This is a genomic window from Salinimicrobium catena, assembly GCF_900102915.1.
Taxonomy (GTDB): Bacteria; Bacteroidota; Bacteroidia; order Flavobacteriales; family Flavobacteriaceae; genus Salinimicrobium; species Salinimicrobium catena.
In genome coordinates this window covers 656348-670137 of the sequence record NZ_FNGG01000002.1, presented here as the reverse complement: position 1 = coordinate 670137, position 13790 = coordinate 656348, and the positions used below count along the sequence as shown (strand labels likewise).

Annotated in this window: 11 protein-coding genes; 10 read left to right on the top strand and 1 reads right to left on the bottom strand. The window is 43.5% G+C overall.

All coding sequences use genetic code 11. The annotated features are described in order from the left end of the window. The first annotated feature begins 10 nt into the window (after positions 1-10). The 9 genes from BLS64_RS07530 to hisIE all read left to right on the top strand — a co-directional run bounded on the left by BLS64_RS07530 (position 11) and on the right by hisIE (position 8357). A complete protein-coding gene (locus BLS64_RS07530) occupies positions 11-826 on the top strand; it encodes a prohibitin family protein (protein WP_093112876.1) in 816 nt (271 codons plus the stop codon). Between the two features lie 208 nt (positions 827-1034). Next, positions 1035-1892: an ATP phosphoribosyltransferase gene (gene hisG, locus BLS64_RS07525; RefSeq protein WP_093112875.1), complete on the top strand. Its 858-nt coding sequence runs from the start codon at positions 1035-1037 to the stop codon at positions 1890-1892. Positions 1893-1903: 11 nt separating this feature from the next. Beyond that, positions 1904-3196, top strand: a complete 1293-nt coding sequence (hisD, locus tag BLS64_RS07520; protein WP_093112874.1) for a histidinol dehydrogenase — start codon at positions 1904-1906, stop codon at positions 3194-3196. Between the two features lies 1 nt (position 3197). Next, positions 3198-4247, top strand: coding sequence for a histidinol-phosphate transaminase (hisC, locus tag BLS64_RS07515; RefSeq protein WP_093112873.1), 1050 nt, complete (start codon positions 3198-3200; stop codon positions 4245-4247). Beyond that, the gene (hisB, locus tag BLS64_RS07510) at positions 4244-5380 is read left to right on the top strand and encodes a bifunctional histidinol-phosphatase/imidazoleglycerol-phosphate dehydratase HisB (protein WP_093112872.1); all 1137 of its coding nucleotides are present in this window, start codon (positions 4244-4246) and stop codon (positions 5378-5380) included. Before hisC ends, hisB begins: the two co-directional genes overlap by 4 nt. 45 nt (positions 5381-5425) lie before the next feature. Beyond that, positions 5426-6022 (top strand): imidazole glycerol phosphate synthase subunit HisH, encoded by a 597-nt coding sequence (gene hisH, locus BLS64_RS07505; protein ID WP_093112871.1) that lies wholly within the window; start codon positions 5426-5428, stop codon positions 6020-6022. Positions 6023-6124: 102 nt separating this feature from the next. Further along, complete coding sequence (gene hisA / locus BLS64_RS07500; protein ID WP_093112870.1) at positions 6125-6844, top strand: 1-(5-phosphoribosyl)-5-[(5-phosphoribosylamino)methylideneamino]imidazole-4-carboxamide isomerase; 720 nt, start codon at positions 6125-6127, stop codon at positions 6842-6844. Between the two features lie 90 nt (positions 6845-6934). Further along, positions 6935-7690, top strand: coding sequence for an imidazole glycerol phosphate synthase subunit HisF (hisF, locus tag BLS64_RS07495; RefSeq protein ID WP_093112869.1), 756 nt, complete (start codon positions 6935-6937; stop codon positions 7688-7690). 37 nt (positions 7691-7727) lie between these two features. Beyond that, entirely contained in the window at positions 7728-8357 is a 630-nt protein-coding gene (gene hisIE / locus BLS64_RS07490; protein ID WP_093112975.1) for a bifunctional phosphoribosyl-AMP cyclohydrolase/phosphoribosyl-ATP diphosphatase HisIE, read from the top strand. Between the two features lie 41 nt (positions 8358-8398). Here hisIE and BLS64_RS07485 read toward each other — a convergent pair whose 3' ends face one another. Beyond that, the gene (locus tag BLS64_RS07485) at positions 8399-10948 is read right to left on the bottom strand and encodes an ATP-dependent Clp protease ATP-binding subunit (protein WP_093112974.1); all 2550 of its coding nucleotides are present in this window, start codon (positions 10946-10948) and stop codon (positions 8399-8401) included. Between the two features lie 257 nt (positions 10949-11205). Between BLS64_RS07485 and gyrA the strand changes: the two genes are divergently transcribed. After that, positions 11206-13782 carry a DNA gyrase subunit A gene (gyrA, locus tag BLS64_RS07480; RefSeq protein WP_093112868.1) on the top strand — a complete coding sequence of 859 codons (2577 nt, stop codon included), beginning with the start codon at positions 11206-11208 and terminating at the stop codon, positions 13780-13782. Positions 13783-13790 lie beyond the last annotated feature (8 nt).

Genomic DNA, 13790 nt, shown 5'->3' with positions numbered 1-13790 from the left:
TTTTCAAATTATGGACAGACTCCCCAAAATTGGATTACCGCTATTATTCGTAGGTATCATTCTCATTATCATTATTGCTAAATCCACAATTACTATTGATTCCGGAGAGGCCGGAGTTTTATATCAGACCTTTGGTGGCGGGGTCGTGACCGATGAACCTCCTTTGGGAGAAGGTTTTCATTTCGTTGCGCCCTGGAATAAGGTTTACGTTTATGAAGTACGTCAACAGTCGTTAGATGAAAAGATGCAGGTGCTTTCTTCAAACGGACTGGAGATCAAATTGGACGCTTCGGTATGGTACCAGCCAGATTACGAAGACCTGGGTGCCCTGCACAAGGAGAAAGGAGAGGCATACGTACAACGTGTTCTTCAGCCTGCGGTTAGATCTGCAGCCCGTGCCGTGGTAGGTCGTTACAACCCTGAGCAGCTTTACGCGAGCAAAAGAGAGGCTATTCAGAAAGAGATCTTTGATGAAACACAGCTGTTGTTGAAAGATCAGTATGTGCAGATCAATGAAGTATTGGTACGTGACGTATCGCTTCCGCCAACCATTAAAGAGGCTATTGAGCGTAAATTAAGACAGGAACAAGAGTCTTTGGAATATGAATTTAGATTGACCAAGGCAGAACAGGAAGCCGAACGTCAGCGAATCGATGCCGAAGGTAAAGCACGAGCTAACCAGATCCTTGCAGCATCCCTTACAGATAAGGTACTACAGGAGAAAGGAATCCAGGCCACGCTTGAGCTGGCACGGTCTCCGAATGCTAAAGTCGTGGTTATTGGATCTGGGGAAGATGGAATGCCATTGATCCTGGGTAACAATTAATTTATAAATAATTGTTTGGTTTTATAAATTAATTTCTACTTTTGCTTCAAATGAAAGCAAAACAATTAGATCATCATCATTCTCATTCGTTCGCTCTTGCGAGGTGAGATTGATATGTGTATAAATCATATATTTTTAAACCCGTTTGAGCAGCTCAAACGGGTTTTTTTATTTCCCTTTCGGACTGCTCAAACTAAAAATTTAATCAATGAAAAGATTACGAGTAGCAGTCCAAAAATCAGGACGACTTAATGAAGATTCTCTCAGGCTTCTTAAAGATGCTGGCATTTCCATTGATAATGGGAAGGAGCAGCTAAAGGCCGCATCAGGCAATTTCCCACTGGAAGTGCTCTACCTTAGAAATGGGGATATTCCGCAGTATCTTAGAGATGGAGTGGTTGATGTGGCCATCATAGGTGAGAATGTGCTCGTCGAAAAAGGGAAAGACATTATAATTGCTGAAAAACTCGCTTTTTCAAAGTGCCGTGTTTCTCTTGCCGTACCAAAATCCGCTAGATACAATGGTATAGAGGATTTTCAGGGGAAAAAGATCGCGACCTCTTACCCCAACACGGTTACTGAATTTCTGACCAAAAATGGAATTTCTGCTGACCTTCATATTATCAACGGTTCTGTTGAGATCGCACCGAATATTGGCCTTGCCGATGCGATCTGCGATATTGTTTCGAGCGGGAGCACCCTTTTCAAGAACAACCTTAAAGAGGTGGAGGTAATGCTGCAAAGCGAAGCTGTATTAGCTGTTTCTCCCTTGATCTCTTCGGAAAGAAAAGAGATCCTTTCAAAATTGCAGTTCAGGATACAGTCTGTATTGCGGGCACGAAAATCAAAGTACATTCTAATGAACGTTCCCAATTCAAAAATTGATGATGTGGTGAAGCTGCTTCCCGGAATGCGAAGCCCCACGGTGTTGCCTTTAGCTGAAGAAGGATGGAGCTCTCTGCACACAGTGATTTCTGAAGAAAGGTTCTGGGAAGTGATCGATGAGCTGAAAGAGAATGGGGCTGAAGGAATTCTGGTCGCCTCAATTGAAAAAATGGTTCTGTAAAAATCTTAGCAATGAAAAAAGTATATAATCCCGAAAAAGATGAATTGAACTCAATTCTTTTACGTCCTTCAAAAAATATGGAAGATGTGGAGCGAACCGTAAATCAGATCTTTGGTGAGGTGAGTTATAGGGGTGATGAGGCAGTAAAGAAATATACCAGCCTGTTTGATGGTGCTGTACCTGATAAAATTCATGTGACCGAGGAAGAGATCAGGGAAGCTGAAAATTCGGTTTCTGAAGAGCTTAAAAAGGCGATTTTTCTAGCTAAGTCCAATATCCAGAAATTCCATACTGCACAGAAAACTCAGAGCGTTTCGGTTGAAACAGTTGCCGGAGTGGAATGCTGGCAGGAAAAAAGACCCATTCAAAAAGTCGGGTTGTACATTCCTGGAGGAAGCGCTCCTTTATTTTCGACCATTCTCATGCTTGCGGTCCCTGCACAAATTGCGGGCTGTCGGGAACTGGTGCTTTGTACCCCTCCCAATAAGGAAGGCAGGATCAACCCCGTTATCATTTATACAGCCAAACTTTGCGGAGTGGATAAAATTCTTAAAGTTGGAGGAATACAGGCCATTGCCGGGATGACTTTCGGGACAGAAAGTATTCCAAAAGTGTATAAGATATTTGGTCCCGGAAATCAGTTCGTGACAGTAGCCAAACAAATGGCAACTAAATACAATGTTTCTATTGATATGCCCGCGGGACCTTCGGAATTGCTGGTGGTGGCCGATGATTCTGCTAATGCAGCCTTTGTGGCTTCAGATCTGTTGTCACAGGCAGAACACGGCGGGGATAGCCAGGTGATCCTGATCTCTCTTTCTGAAGCCTTAATGGAAGAAGTTGAAACCGAATTACAGAAACAGCTGGAGGACCTTCCGCGGAAAGACATCGCCAAGGCAGCAATTGAAAATTCCCGACTCATCTATATAGGTAGCAAGGAGAGGGCGCTTGAGATCATTAATGATTACGCTCCGGAACACTTTATTGTCTGTACAGAGGATACTGACTTTTTTGTCAGCGGAATCGAAAATGCGGGATCGGTGTTCATAGGGAACAATACCCCTGAAAGTGCCGGGGATTATGCTTCGGGTACTAACCACACGCTGCCTACCAATGGATATGCGAAACAGTACAGCGGGGTGAACCTGGACAGCTTTTTGAAGACAATTAGTTTTCAGAAAATTTCGGAAGAAGGTATCCGGAATATTGGCCCGGCTATTGAACTAATGGCAGAAGCTGAAGGTTTGAGAGCGCACAAAAAAGCGGTCTCATTACGACTGGAATCTTTCAAAAAGACGGAATAAAATGAATAGTTTTAAAATAGAAAATCTGGTTCGCACTAATGTCGCGAAGATGAAGCCTTATTCTTCTGCCAGGGATGAATTTAAAGCAGACGGGCGGAAAATGACATTCCTGGATGCCAACGAAAATCCGTTCGAGAATGGGGTGAATCGTTATCCCGATCCACAACAGGCAACATTAAAATCAAAAATCGCTGAGCTTAAAGGAATTTCCACTTCAAAGATCCTATTAGGAAACGGAAGCGATGAGGTTCTGGACCTGATCTTTCGGGCCTTTTGTGAGCCCAGCCAGGATAACATGATCAGTCTTCCGCCTACCTACGGAATGTATAAGGTCCTTGCAGAGCTTAATCAGATTGAGGATAGAGAAGTGCTTTTGAAGGTAGATTTTCAGCCGAATGTTGAAGAGATCCTGAACACAGTTGATGACAATACGAAACTGATCTTTCTATGTTCGCCAAATAACCCGACCGGGAATGTCTTTTCAATGACATTGGTGGAGAAGCTATTAAATGGCTTTAACGGACTTGTGGTGATCGATGAGGCCTATATAGATTTCTCAAATGAACCGGGATGGCTTCAGGCGCTGGAGGATTTTCCAAACCTGGTCGTTACTCAAACCCTTTCCAAAGCATATGGCCTTGCCGGGATCCGCCTGGGAATTGGTTATGCTTCCGAAGAGATCATTGAGATCCTGAACAAGATCAAGCCGCCATACAATGTGAACGAACTTACCCAGCAAAAGGCTGCGGAAAGACTGCGGAACCCGGAAGAGGTTGAATTTGAGATCAAGCAAATCCTGGAGCAACGAGAGTATTTGGAAAAAGAGCTTCAAAAAGTGGATTTTGTAAAGAAGATTTATCCTTCAAAAACCAATTTTTTACTGGTGCGGGTGGATAACGCCGATCTGCGCTACTCACAGCTTCTTGAAAAGGGCATTGTTGTAAGAAATCGCAGTAATCAGCCGCTTTGCGAAAACACCATACGATTCACAGTGGGGACCAAAACGGAAAATAACAGACTGATAAATGCTTTAAATGAAATAGCAGGATGAAAAAAGTACTTTTTATAGACAGAGATGGAACCCTCGTGCTGGAGCCGGAAGATTACCAACTGGACAGTTTTGAAAAACTGGAATTTTATAAGGACGCTTTTCAATACCTGGCGAGAATTGCCCGGGAGCTGGATTTTGAAATGGTCATGGTGACTAACCAGGATGGTTTGGGCACCGAATCTTTTCCGGAAGACACCTTTTGGCCGGTACAGAATTTCATCCTGAAGGCTTTTGAAAATGAAGGTGTGGAGTTCAGGGAAATTATAATTGACAGGACCTTTCCCGAAGAAAAAGCAGATACGCGTAAACCCGGTACAGGGCTGGTAAGTCATTTTTTGAATACTTCGGAATATGACATGAGCAGCTCGTTCGTGATCGGGGACAGGTTAACCGATATGGAACTGGCTAAAAACCTTCAGGCGAACGGTATTTTTCTTATCGGGCATGAAGATCTGGGAAGTGGAGAGCTTTCCGTGAAGCGAGATGAACTGGAAAGAATTATCAAACTGGAAACTGCTAGCTGGAAAGAGATCTATGAATTCCTGAAAAAGAATGAGCGCACCGGTGAGATAAAACGTAAGACCAATGAAACCGATATTTATATCAGGCTGAACCTTGATGGGACCGGAAAAAGCGATATTTCTACCGGAATAAAATTCTTTGATCATATGCTGGACCAGATCGCCAGGCACGGTCAAATGGATCTGGAGATCAAGGTTTCTGGAGATCTTGAGGTGGACGAACACCATACGATCGAAGACACCGCGATCGCCCTGGGAGAGGTGTTTTCAAAAGCTTTAGGTAATAAAATGGGAATTGAGCGCTACGGATTCTGCCTGCCAATGGATGACTGCCTTGCCCAGGTCGCCATTGATTTTGGAGGTCGAAACTGGCTGGTATGGAATGCAGAATTCAACCGGGAGATGATAGGGCAAATGCCTACCGAAATGTTCTATCACTTTTTTAAATCGTTCACAGATGGTGCGAGAGCAAATCTCAACATCAAGGCTGAAGGTAAGAACGAGCACCACAAGATAGAAGCTATTTTTAAGAGTTTCGCCAAAGCTATAAAAGCAGCGGTAAAGCAGGACCCGGAGAAGATGATCCTGCCCAGCACTAAAGGAATGCTCTAGACGTGAGACTTTAGATTTGAGATTTTAGAAATGACAATTAAAAAAATGGGACTACAAAAAATTGTAATTATTGATTACGGTGCGGGCAACATTCAAAGCATAAAATTTGCGCTGGAACGACTCGGTTACAACGGAATATTGAGCAGTAATGCTGAAGAAATAAGAATGGCTGATAGGGTTATTTTTCCGGGAGTGGGGGAAGCGAGTTCAGCCATGAAAAAGCTAAAGAGCACCGGTTTGGATAAAATGATCCCGCAGTTAAAGCAGCCGGTTTTGGGAATTTGTTTGGGAATGCAGCTTATGTGCAATTATTCTGAAGAGGGAAATACTGAAAGCTTGGGAATATTTGACGTAGATGTTGTGCATTTTGAGAAAGGATTGAAGGTGCCGCATATTGGCTGGAACCGAATAACTGATCTAAAAACTTCGCTTTTTAAGGATGTTCAGGAAAGAGAATTTATGTATCTGGTCCATAGTTTTTATGCCCCGGTTTGTGAAGAAACCATTGCCAAATGCGATTATGGAGTAGAGTATTCTTCGGCATTGAAAAAGGATAATTTCTATGGTGTCCAGTTTCACCCGGAAAAGAGCAGTGCGGCGGGAGAAAAAATTCTCGAAAACTTTTTATCAATTAATTCGTAAAAGAGGAGAGAGAAAAGAATAGAGAAAATAGAAAGTCTTTGCTCTCTATTCTCTGGTCTTTCATCTGTAATAACAATACAATTAAAATTATACCAATTCAAAATGAGAATAATACCAGCAATAGATATTATAGACGGTAAATGCGTTCGCCTTTCACAGGGAGACTATAATTCTAAAAAGATCTACAATGAGGATCCGCTGGAGGTAGCGAAAGAATTTGAAGATCACGGAATCGAATTTTTGCACCTGGTAGATCTGGATGGCGCGAAGTCAAAACACATAGTGAACCATAAAATTTTGGAAAAGATCGCAGGGAAGACCTCTCTTAAAATAGATTTTGGAGGTGGCCTTAAATCTGATAACGACCTGCGAATCGCTTTTGAATGTGGGGCAAATCAAATAACCGGCGGAAGTATCGCTGTCAAAGAACCGGAAACCTTCTTTTCCTGGCTGGAAAAGTTCGGAAGTGAAAAGATCATTCTTGGAGCCGATGCAAAAAACAGAAAAGTGGCTGTAAGTGGCTGGACAGAAGAATCAACCGAACACTTGCTTCCTTTTATTAAAAAGTACTTCGAAAAAGGAGTAGAATATGTGATCTGCACCGACATTTCCAAAGACGGAATGCTCGAGGGACCTTCAGTTGATCTATACAAAGAGATACTGAAGGAGGAAAACAGCTTAAAATTGATCGCTTCAGGCGGAGTGGCTGAATTTGATGATCTACCACAACTTCAGGAGATAGGATGTGAGGGAGTGATCATTGGAAAGGCTATATACGAGAACAAAATAAGTTTAAAACAATTGGAGGAATTTATTCTATAAAAGCCAGGAACCAAAAACTAAAAAAAGAGCAGATAACAGAGAAAAGAGAAATCCGAATTTCTCAATACTCACTACTCAATACTCACTACTATGTTGACAAAAAGAATAATACCCTGCCTGGATATCAAGAACGGAAGAACGGTCAAAGGAGTCAATTTTGTGGATCTTCGGGATGCCGGGGATCCGGTAGAACTGGCGGAGATCTATTCCAGGACGGGGGCAGATGAGCTCGTCTTCTTGGACATTTCAGCCACCGAAGAAAAAAGGAAAACCCTCGCCGAACTGGTTCGGAAAGTAGCGGCCAAAGTGAACATACCTTTTACTGTGGGAGGCGGAATTTCTTCCGTAGAAGATGTAGATATCCTGCTTCAAAATGGCGCAGATAAGGTCGCTATCAATTCATCTGCGGTAAAGAATCCGCACTTGATCAATGATCTCTCGGCGAAATTTGGGAAGCAATGTATCGTGGTGGCTATTGATGCCCGTAAGGTGAACAACGAATGGAAGGTGCATCTGGTTGGGGGAAAAGTGCCCACGGAGATCAACCTTTTCAAATGGGCAAAAGAAGTCGAGGCAAGAGGAGCGGGAGAAATCCTGTTCACTTCCATGGACCATGACGGTACAAAAGCCGGGTTTGCAAATGAAGCCCTGGCACAGCTATCCCATGAATTGACCATCCCGGTGATCGCTTCAGGCGGGGCGGGAAATATTGAGCATTTTTGTGAAGCTTTTTCAAAGGGGAAAGCCGATGCTGCCCTGGCGGCAAGTGTTTTTCATTTCAAGGAGATCGAGATAAAAGATCTTAAGGAGGAAATGAAAATTAAAGGAATTGAGGTTAGACTTTAAGGAGGAGTATAAAATAAAGAGAATAGAAAAGAGATCTATGAAAATTGATTTTGGAAAAAACAGTAATGGTCTAGTGCCGGCGATCGTGCAGGATTCAGAGACTAAAAATGTGCTCATGCTGGGGTACATGAATGAAGATGCCTTTAAGAAAACCCAGGAACTTCAAAAAGTCACTTTTTTCAGCCGCAGCAAGCAACGGCTTTGGACAAAAGGAGAAGAGAGCGGCAATTTCCTGAACCTGGTAGACATGAAGATCGACTGCGACAATGATGCCCTGCTCGTTTTTGCAAAACCGGAAGGACCTGTATGCCATACAGGAACCGACACTTGCTGGGGTGATGAAAATGATAAAATTCCCGGATTTTTGGGAGACCTGGAAAAGATCATTTCACAGCGGAAATCTGATCCTGAAGATCAAAAAAGCTATGTAGCCTCACTTTTCAGGAGCGGGTTAAACAAGATCGCTCAAAAAGTAGGAGAGGAGGCGGTTGAAGTGGTGATCGAAGCCAAAGATGATAATGAGGAGCTGTTTCTGAATGAAAGCGCAGATCTGCTATTTCACTATTTGATCCTGTTGCAGGCCAAAGGTAATTCGCTGAAGGACGTTATTAGAGTTTTGGAGGAAAGACATCAAAGACCCAATTCTAGTCATAAAAAAAGCCTGTGATGAAGATCACAGGCTTTGCAATTTATATTTAATCACTCAAATTAAGAATTCGTTTCCTTTTTGGCCTTTTCAACCTTAATGGTCAACTCTTTCTTGTCTTCGTCGAAATCCATGAAGATCTTATCACCTTCGGTAATGTGAGAAGTAATGATCTCTTCGGCAAGGGCATCTTCAATATACTTCTGTATAGCCCTGTTCAACGGACGGGCACCGTATTGTTTATCAAAACCTTTTTCAGCAATGAAGTCTTTGGCTTTCTTCGTCAGCTTCAGGTCGTAACCAAGGGCACCAATTCTCTTAAACAATTTCTCAAGTTCAATATCAATGATCTTGTAAATGTCTTCCTGCTCAAGCGGGTTGAAGATCACCACGTCATCTACACGGTTAAGGAATTCGGGAGCAAAAGCCTTTTTCAATGCGCTTTCTATCACTCCGCGGGCATTCTCATCAACCTGTGATTTTTTGGCTGCGGTACCGAATCCGACACCTTGTCCAAAGTCTTTCAGCTTTCTTGCTCCAATGTTAGAGGTCATGATGATGATGGTGTTCCTGAAGTCGATCTTGCGACCCAGACTGTCAGTGAGATACCCGTCATCCAAAACTTGCAGGAGCATATTGAATACATCCGGGTGGGCTTTCTCAACCTCGTCAAGCAAGATCACCGCGTACGGTTTTCTTCTAACCTTTTCGGTTAATTGACCGCCTTCTTCATATCCAACATATCCCGGAGGTGCACCTATTAATCGGCTCACGGCGAATTTTTCCATGTACTCGCTCATGTCGATCCTGATGAGTGCATCTTCGCTGTCAAAAAGTTCTCTTGACAGGATCTTCGCCAGCTGGGTCTTCCCAACTCCGGTTTGACCAAGGAAGATGAAAGAGCCAATAGGCTTGTTTGGATCTTTCAATCCGGCGCGGTTACGCTGAATGGCCTTCACCACTTTTCCTACGGCTTCATCCTGACCAATAACTTTACCTTTGATAAGGTCTGGTAATTTAGCCAGTTTGTTTATCTCTGTCTGTGCAATTCTGTTCACCGGAACTCCGGTCATCATAGAAACCACATCGGCCACGTTATCTTCTGTAACGGTCTCCCTGTGCAGTTTAGATTCTTCTTCCCAACGCTCCTGGGCTTTGGCAAGTTCTTTTTCGATGTTCTTTTCATCGTCCCTTAACTTGGCAGCCTCTTCATACTTCTGTTTCTTAACAACAGTATTCTTCAGCTCCCTTACTTCCTCAAGTTTTCTCTCAAGTTCCAGGATCTGCTTTGGAACATCGATGTTGGTGATGTGCACCCGGGACCCGGCTTCATCCAGGGCGTCAATAGCCTTGTCTGGCAAAAACCTGTCGGTCATATACCTGCTGGTAAGCTTTACACAGGCATCGATGGCCTCGGGAGTATAAGTCACATGGTGGTGTTCCTCATACCTGTCTTTGATATTGTTCAGGATCTGGATGGTTTCCTCGATCGTGGTAGGTTCTACGATCACTTTTTGGAAACGTCTTTCCAACGCCCCGTCCTTTTCAATATACTGTCTGTATTCGTCAAGCGTGGTAGCTCCAATACATTGAATTTCACCTCTTGCAAGAGCGGGTTTGAACATGTTGCTGGCATCCAGGCTTCCCGTGGCGCCACCGGCACCTACAATGGTGTGGATCTCATCAATGAACAGAATGATATCGTCATTCTTTTCAAGCTCGTTCATCACCGCTTTCATCCTTTCCTCGAATTGTCCGCGGTACTTTGTACCGGCAACAAGACTTGCAAGGTCAAGGGTTACCACTCTCTTGTCAAAAAGTATTCTTGAAACCTTCCTTTTAACGATACGAAGGGCAAGCCCTTCAGCAATAGCTGATTTGCCAACTCCCGGTTCTCCAATAAGGAGCGGGTTGTTCTTCTTTCTACGGCTAAGTATCTGGGATACTCTCTCGATCTCCTTTTCCCTTCCCACTACCGGGTCGAGTTTATCCAATTCGGCCAGGGCAGTAAGATCCCTTCCGAAGTTATCCAAAACAGGGGTTTTGGACTTCTTGTTGGATTTTCCAGGACTTCCGGCAAAAGGATTGCTTTTTCCGGTATCATCTGAAGTAGCATCTTCATCTGAGAAAGATTCCGCAGAAGGAGATTCTATATAATCGTCATCGTTTGTGATCATATATTTAAATTGGTCTTTTACCCCGTCATAATCTACCTTCAGTTTGTTCAAAAGCTTGGTAGTGGGGTCGTTTTCGTTTCTTAAGATACACAATAATAAATGCGCCGTGTTGATAGAAGAACTCTGAAAAAGTTTGGCCTCTAAAAATGTGGTTTTTAGGGCTCTTTCTGCCTGCCTTGTTAGGTGCAGGTTTCTTTTCTCGTTGGTTTCTGCCGTTACGTTAGGATTGGCGGGGCTTAATATCTCTACTTTTCTTCTTAAGTGACTAAGATCCACATCGAGAGCGTTCAGGATATTAATTGCTTTCCCGTCTCCATCTCTCAACAACCCAAGCATCAAATGTTCTGTTCCTATGAAATCGTGGCCTAACCTCAAGGCTTCTTCCTTGCTGTAGGCAATTACATCTTTTACTCTTGGTGAAAAATTATCATCCATGTTATTTCCTTTCTCTCTGGTTATTCTCAACTCATGTTTTCAAAAACCGTACCCGATTATTAGGGGAGTCATTGTGAGTTAAAGCTAATTGACAAAATTGGATTTATAAAACAAAGAAGAATGTAATGAACTTATTAACGAAGGACAACTAAAAATTTGTTAATAAAATGCAAGAAAACCTCAATTAATATGCTAGGTGGGTTAGGTAAAATGCGTAAATTGGCACGTTAGATTTTTAAACCAAAATAAACGAATTTATGGCTGAAGGAGAAAAGTTAATTCCTATCAACATTGAAGATGAAATGAAGTCGGCCTACATTGATTATTCGATGTCGGTCATTGTGTCACGTGCCCTGCCAGATGTACGTGATGGTTTAAAGCCTGTGCACAGAAGGGTTTTATATGGAATGTATGAGCTGGGTGTTCTTTCTAACCGGGCACATAAAAAATCAGCGAGGATTGTAGGGGAAGTTTTAGGTAAGTTCCACCCGCACGGAGATTCTTCAGTTTACGATACTATGGTGCGTATGGCCCAGGAATGGAGCCTGCGTTATATGCTGGTCGATGGTCAGGGTAACTTCGGTTCCATTGACGGTGACAGCCCTGCAGCGATGCGATATACAGAAGCAAGAATGCGCAAGATAAGTGAGGACATGCTGGCCGATATCGACAAGGAGACTGTAGATACCCAACTTAACTTTGACGATACCATTCATGAGCCGGTGGTGCTGCCAACCAGGATCCCGAACCTTTTGGTGAACGGGGCCAGTGGTATCGCGGTAGGTATGGCCACAAATATGCCTCCGCACAACCTTTCGGAAGTTGTTGACGGAGTAGTAGCCTACATCGATAACCACGATATAGAGGTTGATGAACTTATCGAACATATCAAAGCTCCCGATTTTCCAACAGGAGGTATAATCTACGGATACGACGGAGTAAGGGAAGCATTCAAAACAGGTAGAGGCCGCGTGGTACTTCGGGCAAAAGCTCATACCGAAGAGGTGAACGGCAAAGAAGCCATTGTTGTTACAGAGATCCCTTACCAGGTGAACAAGGCCGAAATGATCAAGAAGACAGCCGAGCTGGTAAATGACAAGAAGATCGAAGGTATTTCCCTCATCAGGGACGAGTCAGACAGGAATGGTATGCGCATCGTTTATATTCTGAAGAGAGATGCGATCCCAAATATTGTACTTAACACCCTATATAAGCATACCGCTTTACAAAGCTCATTTAGCGTAAACAATATCGCTCTGGTTGGAGGACGTCCTCAAATGCTTAACCTGAAGGATATGATCCACTATTTCGTGGAGCACAGGCATGAGGTGGTAGTGAGAAGGACCGAATATGAATTAAGAAAGGCTGAAGAAAGAGCACACATTCTTGAAGGGTTGATCATCGCTTCTGATAATATTGATGAGGTGATCGCGCTGATAAGGGCTTCAAACAATGCTGATGAGGCCAGAGCCAAATTGATCGAGCGTTTTGAACTGACTGAAGTGCAGGCGAAGGCGATCGTGGAAATGCGCTTGAGACAGTTAACCGGTCTGGAGCAGGATAAGTTAAGAGCCGAGTACGAAGAATTGATGGCTACCATAGAAGACCTTAAGGATATCCTTGCCAGAAAAGAGCGCAGAATGCAGGTCATCAAAGATGAGATGATCGAGGTGAAAGAAAAGTATGGTGACGAAAGACGCTCTACTATAGAATATTCCGGAGGAGATCTAAGCATGGAAGATATGATCCCCGATGAGCAGGTGGTAATTACCATTTCTCACGCGGGTTATATAAAAAGGACTTCCCTTACCGAATACAAGACTCAGAACAGGGGAGGAGTAGGCCAAAAAGGTTCTACCACCAGGAATGAAGATTTCCTTGAGAATTTGTTCGTAGGAACAAACCACCAGTACATGTTGTTCTTTACTGAAAAAGGAAAATGTTTCTGGATGAGGGTTTTTGAGATCCCTGAAGGAAGCAAGACTTCTAAAGGAAGAGCGATCCAGAACCTTATCAACCTGGAGCCGGATGACAAACTGAAAGCGTTCATCTGTACTCAGGACCTTAAGGACGAAGAATACATCAACAGCCACTATGTGATAATGGCTACTAAAAAAGGTCAGGTGAAAAAGACCTCTCTTGAGCAGTACTCCAGACCAAGAACTAACGGGATCAACGCGATCACCATTAGGGAAGGGGATGAGCTGCTCGAGGCAAGACTTACTACCGGAAACAGCCAGGTAATGCTGGCGCTGAAAAGCGGCAAAGCCATCCGATTCGAGGAGAGCAAGACCCGCCCAATGGGAAGGAACGCTTCGGGGGTAAGAGGTATCACTCTTGCCGATGATAACGATGAGGTAGTAGGAATGATCGCAATCCAGGACCCTCAGGAAGAAACGGTGCTGGTGGTTTCTGAAAACGGTTATGGAAAACGTACTTATATAGATGACCCTGAAGACGGGGAGCCTATCTACAGGATCACCAACCGTGGCGGAAAAGGTGTAAAGACCATTTCTATCACAGATAAGACCGGAAATCTTGTAGCCATTAAAAATGTGAAAGACGGGGATGATCTTATGATCATCAATAAATCTGGTCTTGCGATTAGAACTTCAGTAGACAGTTTAAGAGTTATGGGACGTGCCACCCAGGGGGTGAGATTGATCAACCTCAAGGGCAATGATTCCATCGCGGCTGTGGCTAAAGTGATGAAAGAAGAAGAGGATGTTGAGGAAATCGCGGACAGTTTAGAGGAAGATGGAATTGATGGAAACCTTGATAATACAGGTGATTCCAACGATGGCACAACTATTGCAAATGATAGTGAAGAATAATTAAATAA

Coding starts and splice junctions, on each gene's coding strand:
- BLS64_RS07530 (WP_093112876.1), top strand. CDS start 11: ATGGACAGACTCCCCAAAATTGGATTACCGCTATTATTCGTAGGTATC.
- hisG (WP_093112875.1), top strand. CDS start 1,035: ATGAAAAGATTACGAGTAGCAGTCCAAAAATCAGGACGACTTAATGAA.
- hisD (WP_093112874.1), top strand. CDS start 1,904: ATGAAAAAAGTATATAATCCCGAAAAAGATGAATTGAACTCAATTCTT.
- hisC (WP_093112873.1), top strand. CDS start 3,198: ATGAATAGTTTTAAAATAGAAAATCTGGTTCGCACTAATGTCGCGAAG.
- hisB (WP_093112872.1), top strand. CDS start 4,244: ATGAAAAAAGTACTTTTTATAGACAGAGATGGAACCCTCGTGCTGGAG.
- hisH (WP_093112871.1), top strand. CDS start 5,426: ATGGGACTACAAAAAATTGTAATTATTGATTACGGTGCGGGCAACATT.
- hisA (WP_093112870.1), top strand. CDS start 6,125: ATGAGAATAATACCAGCAATAGATATTATAGACGGTAAATGCGTTCGC.
- hisF (WP_093112869.1), top strand. CDS start 6,935: ATGTTGACAAAAAGAATAATACCCTGCCTGGATATCAAGAACGGAAGA.
- hisIE (WP_093112975.1), top strand. CDS start 7,728: ATGAAAATTGATTTTGGAAAAAACAGTAATGGTCTAGTGCCGGCGATC.
- BLS64_RS07485 (WP_093112974.1), bottom strand. CDS start 10,948: ATGGATGATAATTTTTCACCAAGAGTAAAAGATGTAATTGCCTACAGC.
- gyrA (WP_093112868.1), top strand. CDS start 11,206: ATGGCTGAAGGAGAAAAGTTAATTCCTATCAACATTGAAGATGAAATG.